Genomic DNA, 18,967 nt, shown 5'->3' on the forward strand with positions numbered 1-18,967 from the left:
CCTTTTTCTTTTAAAACCCGTCATCGTAATCGTCATCATCATCAAAATCAGTGGTGGCACTGGCGGAACCAGCACTTTCTGCTACAGGTTTGCCTTTTTGGACTTGCACAAAAATTAACGCAATAATTACGCCAAAGATGGCATACGTTACCATGGTAATTTCCAATGACTTAAAGACGATACTCATGAAGTATGCAAGGAAAAAGAAAACCAAGAAATCTTTTCGACCAATGACATAGACCGTTGTCGCAATCCCAATTGCGGCTAAACCACCACCTACTACTTCTAACACGTGAATCACAACGGTTCCTTCTAATGCTTTAATAATATCGGCAATGACTGGTGCCCCTAAATAAAGAGCAAAAAAGACTAATGGAACGAATAAAATAAATGAGGCAATCGTTGGATACCAGATAATTGAGCGGGCAATTTTTTTAGAATTTAGTTCAGCCACCGCACGATCGGTATACTTCCCTAAAAACGTGTTAATAAAGAAACGGAATTGATATAAATAACTTCCTAAAAGACCGACAGGAACCGCTACGGCGATAGCCGCTTCCGGCTTCAAATTCCCTAGCAACGCAACTGGCACAGCAATCGCTGCCGCAATTGATGGTTCTGCTGGCATAGAACCACCTGGTGAAAAAACACCCATGTAAATCATTTGTAATGCTGCGGTGACAATCATCGCTTTCGGGACATCGCCCATCACTAAACCTGCTACTAACCCTGTCATTAAGGGCGAGAAACGCAACGTTAACGTTGCTCCTCCTCCAAGCCATCTGGACATAATTGCTGCCACCCAAAGCGCCATTATCAAACTTTGTAAAACACTTAACGTTTCCATAGTTCCTCCTTCTTATCCTTGGTTTTGGATATACTTTTCTAGCTCTTCAATCCCTTGACGTAAACGTTCTTCCGAAATCTCAATAGGAATTAAATGAACCTTTTCTTTTGAATCAATAAATTGAACCATTGCATCGAGTACTGCTTCTTCTGGGTAAAGGCCCATTTGTCGTAACGACATGGGCAAGTTTAGCTCTTGATAAAAAGGGATTAATGCGTCTATGATGGCCCACCTTTTTTCCAATGCTAATTGATAGAAGATGCCGTAAGCTACTTTTTCGCCATGTAAATAGTCATGACTTTTTGGTAAAAATTTACTCATAGCATCATGCATGGCGTGTGCTGCTGCATTGCGGGCGTATTTGTCACCGAAGCCGCCGACTAATCCGGAAACGGCGAAAACAATTTCTGAAAGATGGACAAATTCAGGCGTGAGTTTGCCCTCGTCCATCGCTGCTAAGGCTGCTTTTGAGTCCCGCATAATCGCTTCTTGCGAAAGCTTGGCGGTCGCTCCCGCTAATTGTAAAAAGGGTTCCCCTTGCAAATGGGCTTGGCGTAAAATGGTCTCTGATTCATACCATTTCGCTAACGTATCAGCTAAACCAGCGACAAAATAATCACGGGGCGCATCAAGAAGCAACTTAGGATCAGTGATTAAAAACGCAGCTTGGCGAAAGAAATGTTCCGTTTTGCCTTCGGCCGCGCCATTTTCTTGATACATCACAGCTAACGGTGTCCACGGCGCACAGTTACTAGCCAAAGTAGGGACCAAGCCAAAATTCAGATTGTTTAAATGGGCGCTGTAGCCCACTAAATCGGCTAACTTACCGCCGCCGACTCCCAGAAGAAAGTCAATCTGGTGTTCCTTTATTTGCTGTGAAATTTGTTCGGCGCCAAAATAACTACATTCTCCTGTGTAAGTGTGATAGAAGAATTGATACTCTGAATCTGCCAAGAAGGGCAAAAATGGCTGAGCTTTTTCAAAGGATACGGTGCCATGCACCACCAAAATTCGTTGGGCGTGATATTCCTTGAAAAGTGACGGCACCGAAGCTAAGGCGCCTTCGTGGTAACGATAAAATTGCGGTCCAACTTTCACTTTTAAATCAGTTAACATGCTCCTCCTCCTTCTTAACTAACGTAACGACTGACTTCTTGCACTGTCCGTTGAGGTAAAATACCTTGCACCACGTCTTCCACATCTTGCACGCATTTTTCTCCCATCGCTTGCAGGCATTCCATGGTATAAGCGGAGGTGTGCGGCGTCATTACTACATTTTCAAACGCAAGATAAGGATGATTTTTCCGACCTGGTTCCTCTTCTAAAACATCTGTCCCAAGCCCAGCAATTTTGCCCGATTGTAAACCGGCAATCATGGCTTCTTCATCAATCAAGGCGCCTCGTGCGCTATTGGAAAGATAGACGCCGTCTTTCATCTTGGCAATTTCCGCCGAGCCAATCATGTGATAACTTTCTTCAGTTAAATTGGCACATAAACAAATGATGTCAGCTGAAGCTAGCAACGTATCTAAGTCTACTTTTTTTGCTCCATAACTTTGCAGATAAGTGGCGGATTTATAGGGATCATACGCTAACACGTCACAGCGAAATCCGTTTCGTAACGTCTCAACGACACAACTTCCTGTGTTCCCAACACCAATGACACCCACAGTTTTGTTAAATAACGTCCGACCGACAAAATTCGCTCGTTTTTCCCATTGATCTGCTTTAACGCTGGCATCTGCAGCCACGGTTTGCCGTAAAACAGCTAGTAAATTTGTGACATTGTTTTCCGCCACGGCATCTCGTTCTACTAAAGCTGGTATGATGGAAACAATTGTGTCATGCTGTTTTGCAGCGTCTAAATCGATGTTGTTATACCCAATACCATGGCGAGAAATCAGCAATAATTCATCTTTATGTTCAAAAAATTCTTTCGTGAAAAATGGCGTCACGCTAGCAATAATAATCGTATATCCTTGTAAACATTCCGCTAACTCTTTGCCACCAATTTCACTGTCGACTGTAAAATGCTTCACGGTGCCTATTTTTTCTAAGCGCGTCAAGTGTTCAGGAAAAATTTGACCAAAACTACTGGAATTCACTATGGCAATTTTTTGTTTTTTTAACATGACTAAACTCCTTTACTGACTTTTTACGACTTCATGCCCGCCAAATCCTTGTCGCAAAGAAGCGACCACTTTGTTTGAAAAATGATTTGCTAGCATACTTTCATTTCGAGTAAATAAGGACAACGCTGTCGTTGGGACGGGCATCTCCAAACGTAATGCTTCTTCAATCATCCATTTGGCTTCGCCATTTGCTGCAACTTTCCCTTCTAAATTGGCTAACGTAGGATTTTCCGCAAAAACCTCTTTCGCTAAGCCCATCAAGCGAGCTTCAATAATCGAGCCGTGATTCCACACATCGGCTACTTTCTCCAACGCAAAATCATATTCGGCAGCTTCTAATAAATTGAATCCTTCGCCCATGGCTTGCATCATGACGTACTCAATCCCGTTATGCACCATTTTCAAATAGTGACCAGCTCCTGATTTCCCAGCATAAAGATACCCTTGTTCACAAGCTAAATCTTCAAAAAATGGGGTTAACACTTTGACAGCTTCAGGCGCACCGCCAACCATTAAACACGCTCCTTCCCGCGCTCCTTTGATGCCACCAGAAGTACCACAATCAATAAAATAAATTCCTTTTTCCTTAGCAAGCTGAGCATTCGCGACACTATCATGAAAATTTGAATTGCCACTATCCACAATGATATCCTCTGGTGCTAATTGCTCTACCAATTCTGCCACTAATTGATTGGTAATCTGACCAGCGGGGGTACTTAAAAAAATCACCCTCCTTTTATTAAGCGCTTTCAATAGTTCTGACAACGAATCTACAACGGAAAGACCCTGTTCTCTAGCAGTCGCTCTTGCTTCCTTTGTCACATCAAAGCCAATAATGGGCCAGCCTTGTTCGTGAACATTTAATGCCATGTTCAAACCCATTTTCCCAAGTCCAATAAAGCCAATGTCCATTTTTCTTTCACCTGCCTCTTTTGATACTTCAATCATAAAGGATAAAAAAAATAATGTAAACGATTACACTAATTAAAAAATATTTTTTATTTTTTAGCAAAAATCTTGCCTGCTCAAAAGGTAAAACGTTTTTATTTTTAAGGAGCTTTCATACAAAAAACACAAGTAAATCTCTTGGTATCACGTTCTTTTTACTGGCTACTTTCTTTAGTTGAGAGAAGTCTTTTCAAGACCCCTTCATTTTTCAGAAAAAAGATTATTTATTTTTTTTTGGCTTTTTTTAAAGAATTTCTTTTTTGTGGAGAAAAAGAGAAATTGTATTTGTCCTCTTTTTCCACTATAATCAGTCTATACCAACAATGAAAAGGCATTCATTCTATTTTTAAAAAATAAGATTGGAGGAACGTGTTAATGAAAAACCACTATTTGGATCAACGGATTCGGATCAAAAAACCGAATTTGAGCCTCACAGAAAAGAAAATTTCCGATTACTTTGTTCATTCTGAATCATTATTGACACAAATGACGTTAGAAAGTCTTGCCAACGAAATTGGCGTCTCCCAATCTTCCGTGTATCAATTTGTAAAAAAGATTGGCTATTCTGGGTTCCAAGAATTTAAAATTGATATCGCCAGGAATTCTAATTATCAGCCGACTTTTCAAAACGTCAATAGCGTGAATGGCGCCGATGATATTTCACCAGATGATGATAGTATTACGATTGCTAAAAAAGTCTTACAAGCCAATATTTATTCCCTCAGTAACGCCACACAGTTCTTAACAAAAGAGCTGTTAGATAACGTGTTGGCTTTGATGTACTCTGCCAAAACGCTTCACTTTTTTGGGCAAGGTGGCTCCTCGATTGTGGCTTTTGATAGTTTCCATAAATTCATTCGGACCAACTATCGGTGCAACTACATTTTTGATTACCACATGCAGTTAAGTTTTGTCACAAAATTAACCAGTGAAGATTGCGTGTTTATTTTTTCCCATTCAGGCAAAACCAAAGAATCAATCAACCTAGCACGACAAGTAAAAAAAACCAACGCAAAAATGATTACGTTAACTGGTAACAGCGGTTCAGAGTTGGCAGGCTTGTCCGACGAAGCAATTATTGTCGTCACCGAAGAAGGCTTGTTTCGTGCGGAATCCTTGGCTTCACGGATTAGTTACTTAACGGTAATGGATATTTTATACACAAATACGATGTATCACAATTTTGATCAAAATGCCGATTCCTTGAAAAAAATCCGTGATAACATTAGCACGACTAAGACCGATCCGCATTATTTGTCGTAAAGATCTGAATGGTGCTTATTTTTGTAATATCGGTCCTCGCAAATTGGCTTTATACCGTGACTCTACATTTTATGAAGCAAGTGAACTATCATGGAGGTATTTCAAAAGCGACCAATTTTTTGGTCGCTTTTTATCTTGTGGGTAAAAATAAGTTAGAAAAAAGAACTTGGGGGTTATGTCCAAGTTCTTTCTAAATCTTAAGACAATTAGTTAATGCACGTGTTGTCTTAGCTTCATTTTAAATTTGCTTATTTCGTTCATTCCGTTACTTTAAATTGTTCGGATACATATTTAGCGTAAGTTTTATGTTTACTTACTAGCTCATCATGTTTTCCTGAACCAGTTACTTTCCCTTTTTCAACAAAGTAAATGCTATCCGCATCAACAATTGTCGACAATCTATGGGCAATAACCAATGTCGTTCGGCCCTTCATTAAATTAGACAATGCCTCTTGGACCTTCATCTCAGATTCTGAATCTAGGCTAGCAGTAGCTTCATCTAACATTAAAATCTTGGGATTCCGCAAGAATGCACGAGCAATTGCAATACGCTGTCTTTGTCCTCCAGAAATTTTAACGCCACGTTCACCGACTTCCGTATTCAATTTATCTGGCATTTCTTCTACAAATTTTCGCGCATATGCTAGTTCCAAGACATCCCATAGTTGTTCATCTGAGAAGTTTTCTGCTAAGCCATACGTTAGATTATCTCTGATTGTCCCTGCCATAATCGCAGAATCCTGTGATACAAAGCCGATTTGACGACGATAATCTGATAATTTGATATCTTTTATGTCAATATCTCCAAATTTAATTTGTCCTTCTGTAGGTTCATAAAACCTTTCAATTAAACTAAAAATCGTCGATTTCCCGCCACCTGATGGGCCAGCAAAAGCAATTACTTGGTTTGGCTGAGCAGTAAAAGAAATGTCTGTTAAGATAGGTTCCTCTGGTGCATCTTCATAAGAAAATTTTACATTTTTAACTGATAAAGTCTTTTCCGATAAATCAATATCTTGTCCACTTTCAAAGTCTTCAGGTTCTCTAGATAACAATTCTTGCACTCGTCTCGTTGATCCTGCTGCTTTAGCTACTTCAGAAAATAACGTCGCAATGATTGGCATGGCGCCAATAAGATTAAATAGATACATTAAGAAACTCATCAATGTTCCGATTGTCATCACACCAACGGCAATTCGATGCATCCCATATGCTAATAGCCCAAATACCATGCTCATAAAGACCATCATCATAATTGGTTGCATAGATGCATCAAATATTGCTTCTTTTTTCCCTACATTAAATAACCGATCCACTTCATTTGCAGCACGAACCTGCGCCTGAGATTCAGCATTAGAAGTTTTGACTAAACGAATTTCACTCAACGTTTCAGTAGCAAGTCCGTTAAATTGACTCATAGCATCTTGGCGAATGTGACTAACTTTTGAACCAAATGCCATTACTGGAATCATACAAAGGATTACAACAGGAACAGCAATTACCATAGCAAGCGACATATGCCAATCCATTTTAATCATCATATATACCGTACCAATAACTGTAATCACACTGGCAACTGTTTGAGGAAAAGTAACGGCTAACAATTGCTTAACTTGATTAGTATCATTTACGACCCGGCTGGATATTTCACCCGCTTTAACAGAGTCAAAATAAGAAACTTTTAGAATAGTTAATTTATTCCATAAGCGTTTACGCATATTTTGGATGACATTTTCACCAAAAATACCTAAAATTGTCCCTCCTAATGCAGAAACGAGTGCTGAAAATATAAATAACCCAACAACTTTACCTAATAAACTATAATCTACTCCCTTTTGAAAATTATTGACTAAACTTGAAGCAAGTTTTGGAACGTACACTTGGACACTAGAAGAAATCACAAGAAATATCATCCCGATGCCAAGCAGTAAATAGTTAGGCTCTGTCATCTTGATTAAGCCTAAAAATTCTTTAAACGAAAATTTTGTTTTATCTGCTCGGATAGAATCATGACTATTTTTGCCGCCTCCACCTACTGCCATTATCTTCTCCGACCTCTCTTCCATCCTTCAAAGCCACCGTATTCACCATTGAATTCACCAAATCTACCAAAGCCATCATGTCCCATCATCTGTTCTCTAGCTCTACCATATCTAGCTGATATTTTTCTGAAATGTTCCCAATTTTTATCGTCGCCAAAAATTGTTTCAATTTTATCTAAAAATTCTTCACTAGAAATATTCTTTTCTATACGTTCTAAATAATTATTTAAAGACTCTAGTTCCTCCTCTGAGAAGCCCTTAAACATTTCTTCATTAAATCCATTAGAAATATTTCCTTGAGTACTTAAACTTTCTCGTCCCTTATCGGTCAATACAACGAATGTGACCCGAGCATCTGATTCATTTTTGACTCGTTTAACTGCTTTAACAGACTCTAATTTTTTTATGATTTGTGTCACACTAGAAGGTTTTATATCTAAATATTCAGCGATTCTTCCAGCTGTTACATTTTCTTCAGAAGCAAGCAATTTTAACGTTTCAAAAGTGTTATCTGGTTTCTCCTCTATGCTAGAAGCAAAGATTAAGTAAGGTTGTTGAGCAATTTTTAATAGTTTATTTAAAATATCTGTTTTTTTCATAATTTCCTCCAAAAAAATTTATTTAGTTTATATATAAGCTAACGAACTAAATAGTAATCTATTTAGTTTACTTTGTCAACAACGAACTAATTATTTGTATGTAGATATAACCAAAATGAAAAATAACATACAGAAACTGCCGATTTGTTTTATCGATTCATCTGTTCCTCTACTTAAAAATCTATTTGTCCATTCAATCATGAATACTAAAAAAACGCTTGGCACAAGCCAAGCGTTTTGATTCTCTCTTTACATCGAACCTTTAAAAACATCTTTATTCTTAGCAAAATAATCAACACCAGAGTAAATGGTGAAAATCAAGCAAGCATATAGCATGATTTGATCTAGTGGTAGATGAAGTGCTGAAAATGGAATGTTGTTAATGAACAGTAAAATAATTGCAACCATTTGGGTAGCTGTTTTTACTTTTCCTGGCCAAGCTGCTGCCATTACTTCGCCATGTTCGACTAATAACAACCGTAAACCAGTCACTGCCAATTCACGACAAACAATAATTGCTACAATCCAAGCGGGTACTTTGCCTTGACCAACTAAGACGATAAAGGCGGTCATCACTAGCATTTTGTCCGCTAATGGGTCCGCAAATTTTCCGAAGTTCGTCACCAAGCCTTGTGCACGGGCAATTTTGCCATCCAACCAGTCTGTAAAACTAGCAACTGCAAAAATAATCGCGCCCACTAATTGGGTAACGGCTAACGTTGTGTCGCCAAAACTAATCGTTCCCCAGTCCATTGGCACTGACACAATAATAATAAAAATCGGAATCATAAATATTCTTAAAACTGTTAATTTATTTGGTAAATTCACTTCAATTGCCCCTTCCTTCTCCTGTTCTATTTTACGTTATCTTGCTGGCAGTGTCACGAAAAAAAGAAAAGAATCTGGAATAATTGCCGTTTGACCGTTTATTCAGAAATATTCTTGCCTTTTTTTAGAAAGAGCTGGTAATAGCCTAAACCTAAATTAATCATTCCAATCAATGTGATACTGTCTAAAAATTTAGAACCATAGATAAAGTAGAAATACAGTTGTAAGCCAACAATCAAGAAGCCCATGACCAACAGAGCGATTGAAAATATGGTGATAAGATTAAATTTTTTATTAACTATTTTAAGCATTGATAACCCCTTCTCTCTTGAATTATTATTGTCGTCTTTTTAACCATTCGCTGTTAATTATAAAAGAAAAGAATCTGGAATAATTGCCGTTTGACAGTTTATCCAGATTCTTCTTACACCATTTCTAACGATACGTAATCCCTAATGTAACATCCTTACGAATTAAAACTGGCGTTTTTTCCAGTGTTAAATCGGCGCCATCGACTTGAATGGCGACGTTATTTGAGGCGCCTAGAATCAGTGTTGCATTGGCGGCATTCGCAGGTAAAGCTGTTGTTTCTGTTTCTCCTGCTTGCAGGGTGTGTTGGTACGTATAGTTGCCATCGACCATCACGCCAATCCAGCAAGAGCCTTCAGTCCCTTTAAAGGTAATGTTGATTGGACTATTCGCATCTTTAACCGTTGCAGTTACTTGATTATTGGCATCACTCACCACAGCCACAGCTGTTTTCTTCTCTGGTTCGCTTGAAGAAGACGGCGGTGTACTACTTTGTGTGCTACTTTCTGGGGCTTGACTTGATTCTTTGGGTTTTTCCACACTGGCACTAGTTGCCGGTGTTTGAATAATCGGTTCGGCTTTTTGATCTTGCCACATAATATACAGCACTACGACCGCAATGGCTAAACCAATTAACGAAAAGGCAATGGCTGGTAAGTTCCGCAGTAACCAACTGGATTGCTTTTCTTCGTCATGCAATTGCTTACGTGATCCTTCAAGCTCTTCATACACTGGCTTGGGTTCTTCGACAATTTCAGGCTCTTTGCCATCATAGATATCTACCAATTGATTGCCATCTAAGCCGACCGCACTTGCATATTGGCGGATAAACGCCCGCACATAAAAGGTGCCTGGTAAGGACTCAAAATCGTTTTGTTCAATAATTTCTAAATATCTTTTTTGAATTTTTGTCATTTGTTGCAGTTCATCAATTGTGATGTTCTTCTGCAATCTTGCTTCTTTTAGTGTTTCTCCAATATTTACGCTGGCCACTCGTCCATCTTCTCCAGTCTATTTTGTTAATTTATCGATTGTCTCATCAGTCTTTTTCAATTGCCAAGGAAAACATTCCCGTCCTTTAAGAATACCACAAAAGAAGCCAACTGAGGATAACAAAATTGAAAGATTTCAAAGATTTTTCTTTTTCTTAAACAGTTGGTTTATTGCTCGGTTTCTCCTTTAGGATACATGTAGAAACGGCTCAATCCTTCTTCACGAATAAAGGTCTCTGCTACTTGGCGGACGTCGGCTAATTGAATACTTTCAATGACTTCAATCTTATCAAACAGCGTGGTTTCCCCAAACAATGATTGTGAAAATTGGTTGGCGATATACTCTAAAGAGTTTAAGGATTGGAAATATTTACCAATCATTTTTTTCTTCAATAAGGACAAATTTTCTTCCGTTAATTCTGGACTTGTTGTGGCAGATAATAAAATAGCTTCAATTCGTTCTGCTAAGACTTCTGGTTGCTCACTATCGCCGCCAATATCCGCAAAATGGAAACTGCGATCTAAATTAAAGTCATAACTAAAACTATCATCTAACAAGCCTTCATCATAAAGAGCCAAATAGTTTTGAGAGGTATTACCAAACAATAATTGTAACAACAAGTTCACGGTGACTTGATATTTCATTAAATCACGACCCGTTGTTGGCACTTCATCTAAGCCTTTCAAGCCAACAAGCACTTTTGCCCGTGTGACTGTCATTTCAATGGCGCTCTCTTTGACAATGTCGGCAGCTGTTTCTTCAGGAAAATGCCGACGAATAGGTTGGGCGGCAGGAAACTCTTTCGCCGCTTGGTTTTCACGAATGAACGCCATTAACGCTTCAGGGTCCATTTTCCCTACCACGAATAAGGTCATATTACTTGGATGATAAAACGTATTGTAGCATGTATACAAATCCTCTGCGGTAATCTCCGCAATACTTGCCACTGTGCCGGCTATATCAATATGCAATGGATGTTTCGGATAAAGGTTACCTAAAATACCAAAGAACAAGCGCCAGTTAGGATCATCTAAATACATTTGAATTTCTTGTCCGATGATGCCTTTTTCTTTTTCGACCGTTTCCTTCGTGAAATACGGCGATTGCACAAAATCAAGCAACGTTTCTAGATTTTGTGTCACTTGATCCGTCGTTGAAAACAAATAACTCGTTTTCGTAAAACTGGTAAAGGCATTCGCTGAAGCCCCTTGTTGCCCAAATTTTTGGAAGACATCGCCATCTTCTTTTTCAAACATTTTATGTTCTAAAAAGTGGGCGATTCCGTCAGGTACTTCAATCATTTCCTCTTGACCAATTGGCACGAACGTATTGTCAATGGAACCATAATCGGTCGTAAACAAACCATACGTTTTTTGGAAATCATTTTTCGGTAATAGGTAAACCTTTAACCCATTTTCCAGTGTTTCTGTATACAATGTTTCTTTAATTTGTGCATAGTCTTTTTTAATCATTTTCCGTTTCTCCTTCCAAAAAGAAGATCGCTTGAAGTTCCAAGCGTTTGGCCACTTCTTGGATTTCTGGAATAGTCACGGCATTAATCCGTGCAATCCATTCCTCCGCCGTCAGCATCGTCTGTGGCATTAATTGGTTCAAGTATTCTTTTTCCAGCCACGCGCCTGCATTATCTAACGCTAAGATATACTGATTTTTTAACATTGCTTTCGTTTGTTCAATTTCTAATTCGCTAATCTTACCTAAGCGAATATTTTCCAATTCTGTCGAAATCAAACGCAAGACCTGATTCCGATTTTTGCCATCGATTCCTGTTTGAACCGTCATGAAGCCACGGAAGGTGTCGATACTACTAGAAGCATAATACGCTAAATGCTCTTTTTCACGGACATTCATAAATAATTTAGAATGCGGGAAACCGCCAAAAATCCCATTAAACACTTGCAACGCAAAATAATAGCTATCGCCATAATAAATATCTGTGTTATAAGCCAAGTTTAATTTCGATTGGGCTAACACCTCACGCTCGGTCCGCTCTTCAATCACATTGCGAATTGGTTGATTGTAGAAAATCGCGGCTTTGCCTTCTTCACGAGGCGTAAACGGTAATTGCTTGAATAGTGGCACTAACTCCGCCTCATTGACATCGCCTAAGACAAAAATATCCACTTGATCTTCCGCCAGCATTTTTTGATAATACGCTGCTAATGACGCCGCTGTTTCCTCAGCTAACGCCGCAACGGTCCCGAAACTAGGGATTTTTTGATCCTCCGATTGATTAAAATAGACACTTTGAAGCGCCAAAGAAGCATAGGTTTGCTTATCCTCCACAATACTTTCCAAGTACGCTTTCAAGTTCTCTTTCTCCCGTTGGAAGGTTTCCGCTTCGAATTGGCCCGCTTGAATATTGGGGGCAAAAATAATTTCCTTCAAAAAGTCCACCGCTTCGGCAAGCACCTGACTATCCTGTAAATAATGATCATTGACAATGTTCATAGAAACATTAAACCAATGTTGATTGCCTTTTTTGGAAACGCCAATCCCAAAGCTGGCGCCGTAAAGTTCCGCCAAACGCTCACTTAACTTGACTTGATTCGGGTAATTCAAGCTGTTGGTTTCCATCAAACTGGACAACAGCGTTCTTTTTGTAATGGTTTCATGATTTAATCGTGTATTAAAGCGGACTAAAAGACGCACCGTTTTATATTTTTCTGTAGGAATGACGTGTAAATTCACGCCTTTAACTAATTGAACAGACATTGCCGCATCGCTCCTTCATTTGCTTCATCTTACCTAAAGAATGCTGTGAAATATATGTATCGCGTAAATTCTAAAGCATTTTTTAATGTTTTTTCCAATAGCTCCATTATAACACAGCTTCAGGTGCTTTCTGAATGATAAGAGTTTTTCAGTTCAAATTTTCAAGAAGATTCGGTATACTGTTTTTAAAGTGAGGAGGGAAAAAAGAATGATTAAAGAATTTAAAGAGTTTATCATGCGCGGAAGTGTCTTAGATCTAGCCGTCGGTGTTGTCATTGGTAGTGCGTTTACTGCAATCGTGACACAAGTGGTGGAAGGCTTGATTACCCCGTTAATTAGTCTGATTTTTGTCTTGACGACTGGGAAAAAGAGTGCCGACGATGCATTGGGTGCCCTTGTCTATAAAGTCGAAGGCGTTGAATTCAATATTGGTAGCGTGATTAGTGCACTTATTACATTTTTAATTACGGCTTTCGTCCTCTTCTTGATTGTCAAAGCGGCCAACAAAATGAAAAACCGTGGCAAAAAAGAAGAAGCGGCAGAAGAAGAAGTGGTACCAACGAGCGAAGATTACTTAAAAGAAATTCGCGACTTATTAGCGGCGCAAACACCGCCTGCTGAAACTGTCAAAACAGACAGCACCGTCACAGAGAAATAAGCAAAAAGTCATCCTGAGGGGATGACTTTTTTGTTTGGACTTAAATTGATGGTCCTGCCACGAGGTTCCAGATGATTTCCCCTGTATAGTTACCTGCTTTGATTTGTTGATAAGGGGTCGTGATGTTTAATGTTTGCTTACTCATAAAAGAATTCCACATTCCTTGTCCTTTTCCACTAGAAGCGTTAGCCATCAATGAAGCATCTCCTCCAATGGTAATACTTGTAGCTGAAAGTACAGGTGCAACAGGACTATTGATAAAATCATTTACACCACCTGTAGTAGTAAGAAACTTGTTTGCAGTTTCATCATAAGATAGTACATATCCTGTCTGTTTAAAAGAATATATACCAGATAACTTATCCTCACCATTTTTCATTTCAGGAAGTGTCGCGGTTACATGCCATCCTTCTTTCGTCCCTCGAATGTCACCAACTGCATAATTGACATACGAATTAGACTTGATAGATGATAAATCACCTGATACAGAAGTTTTATCAAATGAAATTGTTTCAGGGATAAAAAGTAAATCAAAGTTCCCGTTTGATGTATTAGGATCTGGATCCTTTGTGTTCTCAAAACCATCCCCACCTGGTAACGTTCCCCCTTCAAAACCCACTGTCACTGGCGTATTCCCTGTCGTCACAGCCTGTGCCGACAGCGGTGCCAAATTAGCGCCAACCACTGCGCTACTTACCAACAAACTTGCGAGTAATTTCTTTTTCATTTTACATACCTCTCTTTTTTTAATTGATTGTTTAAGAACGGACGGAAGACCATTTAAACAGCTCTTCCGTCCGCTATTGTTTACATGCTTAAATCGCTGGTCCTGCGACAAGATTCCAGGTGACATTTCCTGTATACGCGCCTTTTTTCAGTTCTTGCATTGGTGTCGTTACATTTAACGTTAAGTTATCTAGACGACCTGACCAAGTCCCTTGCCCTTTTCCTAGAGGAGCGTTAATTAAAGCTGCGGCGCCGCCACCAATCTTAAGGCTCGCACCGTTAAAGCTAGGGGCCGTTGGATCATTAGCGATATTCATGCCGTTCAGAGTGTTGAAGCCCCCGTAAGAACTCGTACTTTCGTTGAATATGGCATAGTATGGTGTCATTCCAAAGGTAATCTGTCCATCTAATATATCTGTGCCATTACTCATGCCCACTACTTCGCCAGTGACATGCCAACCTTCTTTGGTTCCGCGGACATCACCCACCATGATCGATTTTGGCGCAGTTGAAATGGGTCTAATAGCGGTTATATCCTCACCAATTTTTACGGGAGAAAAGTCAAAAATTTTCGGAATGGCTAATAAGTCAAAATTCGTATTCGGTTGCGTCGGATCGGGATCTACGATTGGGCCAGTATCATCCCCCTGATCTTGCAATGTTCCACCTTCAAATTCTACCTGCACTGGTGTATTTCCTGTCGTGACAGCCTGTGCCGAAAGAGGCGCCAAGCTAGCCCCAACAACTGCGCTGCCAACGAGTAAACTTGCAAATAATTTCTTTTTCATCTATGTACGTCTCCTTTTGTTTAAGAATTTCCAGAATGTACTTCTGAAGCTATGGCCTTAATTATACAAGATTCCCCTGTGTCTGTGATTTTAAATATTTAACCGCGCATAGAAAAAATCAACAGTTCTTTTAATATCAATGATATCTCTTGGTTTTAAACATAAATTTCAACACTTTTTGACATTCGAAAGTGTTATTTAATGATTTTCGCGGCAAAATCGATTAATAAACAGCAAGAAAACGTCAAAAAGTAAGGGTTCAACTCTTACCTTTTGACGTTTTCTCCTAAATTCTTATAAATTTATCCGCGATTTCGGCGAAAAAATCTTCAAATTTCATTTAATGACAGCCGTTTTTGCGTTTGCTAATCACTGCGCCTTACAACTTGCGGCGACGGGCGAATTCCACAAACTTAAATTTGTTTAAGCGGTGACGGGATTCCGTATAGCCAAAACAGCGAGTATCTTCCAAGTTCATGATACTGCGGACCACGACGACATGATTGCCTTCGACTTCACCAATCAGTTGCTTGTCCATCTCTGTGAGCGGTTCCACGGTAATCTCTTTCTGGGCGTAACTAATCGCCAAGCCAAGGTCGTTTTCCAAATAATCGAAAATCGAATCTTCGGCACGATGCTTCGGCAGTTCAGGGACAATCTCTTTAATCAAGTAATCAATATCTAAAATATCGACTTCCCCTTCAATCTCCCGTTGCCGAACTAAGCGCCAAACAGGGGCCCCTTCGGTCCAACCAGTCAACTGAGCCAAGTTGCGCTCTACAGGAATTTCTTCTAAGGAAACCACATGAGTATGACTTTCAATATGTTGCGTTTGTTGTAACTCCTTGTAACTGGTCACCCCTGAAATAGGAAAATTAAATTTTTTAAAGTTTAAGACAATCGAGCCTTTGCCTTGCTTTTTCTGAATGTAGCCAGCGTTAATCAGTAAATTCAAGGCTTTCCGAATTGTTTCACGGGAAACATTGTAAGTTTCCACTAATTGATTTTCACTAGGTAATAAATCGCCTGGCTGATAGTCGCCTTGGACAATTTGTTGTTCTAATTCTAAAAATATGTCATGAAACTTGTTCATGCCGATCCTCCTCTACCAACAATTTCTTTTCTAAAAGCATAGCATATTCCCTCCGAAAAACCTAGAGCTGGTCAGAAAAATCCCCCGCACTTTCTGCCTTGCTTACGCCACTGACTCCCCCAGCCAAACCACTGCTTGACCGCCTTTTTTTCGGACCCAGCGTAGTCGGTTGCTGCCCCCTTCTGGAAAAGTTTTCCCAAGAATCTAGGGAAAATCCTTGTAATTCTGATTCGTTCATACTATACTGTAGTCAAACACAACATGTCTATACAAGTTTACAAGGAGGCGCCGAACATGACTATTTTAGAATTAACATTCGCAACGAACCAACTAACGACGACTTTTTTTAACCATAAATTGGAACCGCTTCACCAAAAAACGTTCCCTTTTGAAGCCTTGACTATCGAAGAAACGGTTCCTGAACTGTGCCAATTGATTTTGGCAGAGGCGGCACCGATTCTGGGGGGGATTGTGGCTGATTTCCCAGCGGACTTCTTTTCGCCAGAGGAAACGTTGGCGCTGGTTCCGCAAGCGGTGATTCAAGCATTCGCGGAACAGTTGAACACGCCACTTTTAACGGCAGCCGAACAAGCGGCGGCACCGAATCTGCTGGCAGCATTTGAAGAAAAACGGCAGTATCTGGCTTGGCATTTGGACTATTATGGCTACGTGCCTGGGAAAAATGAATATGCGGTGGAGTCCCTGTTAACTGTCGGCAATGGCTTTTTAGGTTTGCGCGGCACAACCCCTGAGATGACGATTTCTGATGATCATTATCCAGCGACCTACATTGCGGGGCTTTATAATACAGCGGCTTCGGAAGTTGCGGGTCAAGTAGTGGAAAATGAAGATTTCGTCAATGCTCCTGACAACCAACACATCGCTTTAAAAATTGGCGATGCCACTGACTGGTTAACGATTTCTCCAGACACGCTACAACAATTACATCGTCAATTGAACTTGAAAACGGGATTGTTTGTCGCAGAAATGATTTTGAAAGATGCGGACAATCAGCAAATTAAATTAACGACGAAAAAAATCGCCAATATGGCACAGCCGAATGACTATCATCTGCAATATACGTTTGAGCCGTTAAACTTTTCGGCCCCGATTACTTTGAAAACCGTCACGGATGGCAGTGTCTACAACTATAACGTGGCGCGGTATCGTAACTTAACAGCGAAACATTTTCAGGTGACAGCATTAAGCGCGCAGGAAAACAAAACCGTGATTGAGGTTTGTACCAATCAATCCAACTTGAGCGTCCGAGAAACGGCCTTGATAACCGGTGATTTTTTTGAAAAAGAAGCCATTATGATTCAAGAAGAAGCGGAAAAAATCGCCCAAGTGGTGACCGTGATGGCGCACCAAGGCACGCGCTATACGTTAGAAAAACAAGTCTTTGTGCAAGCCAGCCACGCCGAACAAAGTTGGCAGGTACCGTTTACGCCGAAGGACTCTTTTGCGGCCGCCGCTCAGGAAAGCGCCCGCGCTTGGCAAACTCTTTGGCAACAAGCCAACATTACCGTGACAGGCGATTTGATGTCTCAAAAACTTTTACGGATTCACAGTTATCACTTGCTGGCTTCGGCTTCGCCTTTTAGTAACCAAGCGCAAGCATTGGACGTCTCGATTACCGCCCGAGGCTTGCATGGTGAAGCGTATCGTGGACATATTTTCTGGGATGAAATTTTTATTTTACCTTTTTATATTCAACATTATCCTGACACAGCGAAACAATTGTTGCTGTACCGCTACCATCGATTAGAGAAGGCGAAGGAAAATGCGGCGGCTAGCCAGTATCGTGGCGCAATGTATCCGTGGCAATCAGGACGTGACGGGCGTGAAACCACGCAAAAACTTCACTTAAATCCGTTGAATGGACATTGGGGCGAGGATCATAGTATTCTGCAACGGCATGTGTCCTTAGCGATTGCTTACAATGCTTGGTTGTATTGGCATAGTACACAGGATCATGAATTTATGAAACAATATGGCGGCGAAATGTTGTTAGAAATCGCTCAATTTTGGAACAGCGCTGCGACGTTAGATGACGCAACAGGACGGTTCTTTATTGATAAAGTGATGGGACCTGATGAGTTTCACGAGGGCTATCCAGACCAAACGGAAAGCGGCTTGAAAAACAACGCCTATACGAATTTGATGGTGGTTTGGCTATTCGAAGAATTAACCAACATTTTGGCACTTTTCTCTGAGGAAGAACAGGCACAACTTTTTGCCAAAACTCAGACTACTTCGGCTGATTTAGCCCGCATGCAGCAAATTCAAAATTCACTGGAAATTGAAGTTAATTCTGACGGCATTATTGCGCAATATGAAGGGTATTTCGGCTTAAAAGAGATTGACTGGGCGGCGATGAAAGAGAAATACGGCAATATTTACCGCATGGATCGAATTTTAAAAGCCGAAGGAGAATCCCCCGATGATTACAAAGTGGCGAAACAAGCCGACACGTTAATGTTGTTCTACAACTTAGACAAAACTCGGGTGGATCAAATTTTAGAAGATTTAGGGTATCAATTGCCTGCGGATTATTTGGAAAAAAATCTTTTGTATTATCTAAAACGGACGTCTCATGGTTCGACTTTATCACGAATTGTTCATGCCCAATTGGCAGAAATGGCGCAATTCCATGAGCTATCTTGGCAACTTTATCAAGAAGCGTTGTATTCCGATTATCGTGACATTCAAGGTGGCACGACCGCTGAAGGGATTCATACAGGGGTCATGGCTGCGACGATCCACGTTACTTTAGCGACGTATGCAGGCGTTGACACGCGCCAGAACGAGTTATCAATTTGTCCAAACTTACCTGAACATTGGCAATCGCTGGCCTTCCAGTTTATTCATCAAGGCGTGACGTATCAATTTTCATTAACACAAACCAGTGTCACGATTACAGCAGATAAAGACACACAATTATTGGTTCAGGGCGCGTTAATTCCGTTAACCGCCGAACGACCAAAAGAAGTACATTATCAATAAAG

General features: G+C 40.2%; 17 protein-coding genes. 3 read left to right on the forward strand and 14 right to left on the reverse strand.

Annotation, left to right across the window (positions count from 1 at the left end; translation table 11 throughout):
* Positions 1–10: 10 nt before the first annotated feature.
* From IGL93_RS12495 to gnd, 4 genes are read right to left on the reverse strand one after another with little or no spacing between them, the layout of a single operon-like run.
* Positions 11–847 (reverse strand): PTS mannose/fructose/sorbose/N-acetylgalactosamine transporter subunit IIC, encoded by an 837-nt coding sequence (locus IGL93_RS12495; protein ID WP_002354902.1) that lies wholly within the window; start codon positions 845–847, stop codon positions 11–13.
* Positions 848–859: 12 nt separating this feature from the next.
* Positions 860–1,963, reverse strand: coding sequence for an iron-containing alcohol dehydrogenase family protein (locus tag IGL93_RS12500; RefSeq protein WP_002401114.1), 1,104 nt, complete (start codon positions 1,961–1,963; stop codon positions 860–862).
* Positions 1,964–1,977: 14 nt separating this feature from the next.
* Positions 1,978–2,979 carry a D-isomer specific 2-hydroxyacid dehydrogenase family protein gene (locus tag IGL93_RS12505; RefSeq protein WP_010776179.1) on the reverse strand — a complete coding sequence of 334 codons (1,002 nt, stop codon included), beginning with the start codon at positions 2,977–2,979 and terminating at the stop codon, positions 1,978–1,980.
* Positions 2,980–2,991: 12 nt separating this feature from the next.
* A complete protein-coding gene (gene gnd, locus IGL93_RS12510; protein ID WP_025192718.1) occupies positions 2,992–3,927 on the reverse strand; it encodes a phosphogluconate dehydrogenase (NAD(+)-dependent, decarboxylating) in 936 nt (311 codons plus the stop codon).
* A gap of 375 nt (positions 3,928–4,302) precedes the next feature.
* Between gnd and IGL93_RS12515 the strand changes: the two genes are divergently transcribed.
* The gene (locus IGL93_RS12515) at positions 4,303–5,190 is read left to right on the forward strand and encodes a MurR/RpiR family transcriptional regulator (protein WP_002383224.1); all 888 of its coding nucleotides are present in this window, start codon (positions 4,303–4,305) and stop codon (positions 5,188–5,190) included.
* A 257-nt stretch (positions 5,191–5,447) separates the two neighbouring features.
* Here IGL93_RS12515 and IGL93_RS12520 read toward each other — a convergent pair whose 3' ends face one another.
* From IGL93_RS12520 to yfmF, 7 genes are all read right to left on the reverse strand, one after another.
* Entirely contained in the window at positions 5,448–7,232 is a 1,785-nt protein-coding gene (locus IGL93_RS12520; protein WP_010776181.1) for an ABC transporter ATP-binding protein, read from the reverse strand.
* Positions 7,232–7,831 carry a MarR family winged helix-turn-helix transcriptional regulator gene (locus IGL93_RS12525; RefSeq protein ID WP_002359022.1) on the reverse strand — a complete coding sequence of 200 codons (600 nt, stop codon included), beginning with the start codon at positions 7,829–7,831 and terminating at the stop codon, positions 7,232–7,234. Before IGL93_RS12525 ends, IGL93_RS12520 begins: the two co-directional genes overlap by 1 nt.
* Before the next feature lie 249 nt (positions 7,832–8,080).
* A complete protein-coding gene (gene pgsA, locus IGL93_RS12530) occupies positions 8,081–8,659 on the reverse strand; it encodes a CDP-diacylglycerol--glycerol-3-phosphate 3-phosphatidyltransferase (protein ID WP_002365382.1) in 579 nt (192 codons plus the stop codon).
* A 98-nt stretch (positions 8,660–8,757) separates the two neighbouring features.
* On the reverse strand, positions 8,758–8,970 hold the full coding sequence (locus IGL93_RS12535) for a hypothetical protein (RefSeq protein ID WP_002359021.1): 213 nt from the start codon (positions 8,968–8,970) through the stop codon (positions 8,758–8,760).
* Positions 8,971–9,094: 124 nt separating this feature from the next.
* Entirely contained in the window at positions 9,095–9,961 is an 867-nt protein-coding gene (locus IGL93_RS12540) for a RodZ domain-containing protein (RefSeq protein ID WP_010776182.1), read from the reverse strand.
* Between the two features lie 167 nt (positions 9,962–10,128).
* The gene (yfmH, locus tag IGL93_RS12545) at positions 10,129–11,433 is read right to left on the reverse strand and encodes an EF-P 5-aminopentanol modification-associated protein YfmH (RefSeq protein WP_002387387.1); all 1,305 of its coding nucleotides are present in this window, start codon (positions 11,431–11,433) and stop codon (positions 10,129–10,131) included.
* A complete protein-coding gene (gene yfmF / locus IGL93_RS12550) occupies positions 11,426–12,694 on the reverse strand; it encodes an EF-P 5-aminopentanol modification-associated protein YfmF (RefSeq protein ID WP_010713710.1) in 1,269 nt (422 codons plus the stop codon). The genes yfmH and yfmF overlap by 8 nt, the downstream gene beginning before the upstream one ends.
* Positions 12,695–12,902: 208 nt before the next feature.
* Between yfmF and mscL the strand changes: the two genes are divergently transcribed.
* Positions 12,903–13,352 (forward strand): large conductance mechanosensitive channel protein MscL, encoded by a 450-nt coding sequence (gene mscL / locus IGL93_RS12555; protein ID WP_002359018.1) that lies wholly within the window; start codon positions 12,903–12,905, stop codon positions 13,350–13,352.
* A gap of 40 nt (positions 13,353–13,392) precedes the next feature.
* Here mscL and IGL93_RS12560 read toward each other — a convergent pair whose 3' ends face one another.
* From IGL93_RS12560 to treR, 3 genes are all read right to left on the reverse strand, one after another.
* Positions 13,393–14,079: a WxL domain-containing protein gene (locus IGL93_RS12560; RefSeq protein WP_284954703.1), complete on the reverse strand. Its 687-nt coding sequence runs from the start codon at positions 14,077–14,079 to the stop codon at positions 13,393–13,395.
* 88 nt (positions 14,080–14,167) lie between these two features.
* A complete protein-coding gene (locus IGL93_RS12565; RefSeq protein WP_010713708.1) occupies positions 14,168–14,866 on the reverse strand; it encodes a WxL domain-containing protein in 699 nt (232 codons plus the stop codon).
* Positions 14,867–15,245: 379 nt separating this feature from the next.
* On the reverse strand, positions 15,246–15,959 hold the full coding sequence (gene treR / locus IGL93_RS12570) for a trehalose operon repressor (RefSeq protein ID WP_002354877.1): 714 nt from the start codon (positions 15,957–15,959) through the stop codon (positions 15,246–15,248).
* Between the two features lie 261 nt (positions 15,960–16,220).
* Here treR and IGL93_RS12575 point away from each other — a divergent pair, with 261 nt between their 5' ends.
* Positions 16,221–18,965, forward strand: a complete 2,745-nt coding sequence (locus IGL93_RS12575) for a glycoside hydrolase family 65 protein (RefSeq protein ID WP_025192719.1) — start codon at positions 16,221–16,223, stop codon at positions 18,963–18,965.
* Positions 18,966–18,967: the final 2 nt, after the last annotated feature.

This window comes from Enterococcus sp. DIV1328a (genome assembly GCF_050536905.1).
GTDB lineage: Bacteria > Bacillota > Bacilli > Lactobacillales > Enterococcaceae > Enterococcus > Enterococcus faecalis.

Coding starts and splice junctions, on each gene's coding strand:
- IGL93_RS12495 (WP_002354902.1), bottom strand. CDS start 847: ATGGAAACGTTAAGTGTTTTACAAAGTTTGATAATGGCGCTTTGGGTG.
- IGL93_RS12500 (WP_002401114.1), bottom strand. CDS start 1,963: ATGTTAACTGATTTAAAAGTGAAAGTTGGACCGCAATTTTATCGTTAC.
- IGL93_RS12505 (WP_010776179.1), bottom strand. CDS start 2,979: ATGTTAAAAAAACAAAAAATTGCCATAGTGAATTCCAGTAGTTTTGGT.
- gnd (WP_025192718.1), bottom strand. CDS start 3,927: ATGATTGAAGTATCAAAAGAGGCAGGTGAAAGAAAAATGGACATTGGC.
- IGL93_RS12515 (WP_002383224.1), top strand. CDS start 4,303: ATGAAAAACCACTATTTGGATCAACGGATTCGGATCAAAAAACCGAAT.
- IGL93_RS12520 (WP_010776181.1), bottom strand. CDS start 7,232: ATGGCAGTAGGTGGAGGCGGCAAAAATAGTCATGATTCTATCCGAGCA.
- IGL93_RS12525 (WP_002359022.1), bottom strand. CDS start 7,831: ATGAAAAAAACAGATATTTTAAATAAACTATTAAAAATTGCTCAACAA.
- IGL93_RS12535 (WP_002359021.1), bottom strand. CDS start 8,970: ATGCTTAAAATAGTTAATAAAAAATTTAATCTTATCACCATATTTTCA.
- yfmH (WP_002387387.1), bottom strand. CDS start 11,433: ATGATTAAAAAAGACTATGCACAAATTAAAGAAACATTGTATACAGAA.
- yfmF (WP_010713710.1), bottom strand. CDS start 12,694: ATGTCTGTTCAATTAGTTAAAGGCGTGAATTTACACGTCATTCCTACA.
- mscL (WP_002359018.1), top strand. CDS start 12,903: ATGATTAAAGAATTTAAAGAGTTTATCATGCGCGGAAGTGTCTTAGAT.
- IGL93_RS12560 (WP_284954703.1), bottom strand. CDS start 14,079: ATGAAAAAGAAATTACTCGCAAGTTTGTTGGTAAGTAGCGCAGTGGTT.
- IGL93_RS12565 (WP_010713708.1), bottom strand. CDS start 14,866: ATGAAAAAGAAATTATTTGCAAGTTTACTCGTTGGCAGCGCAGTTGTT.
- treR (WP_002354877.1), bottom strand. CDS start 15,959: ATGAACAAGTTTCATGACATATTTTTAGAATTAGAACAACAAATTGTC.
- IGL93_RS12575 (WP_025192719.1), top strand. CDS start 16,221: ATGTCTATACAAGTTTACAAGGAGGCGCCGAACATGACTATTTTAGAA.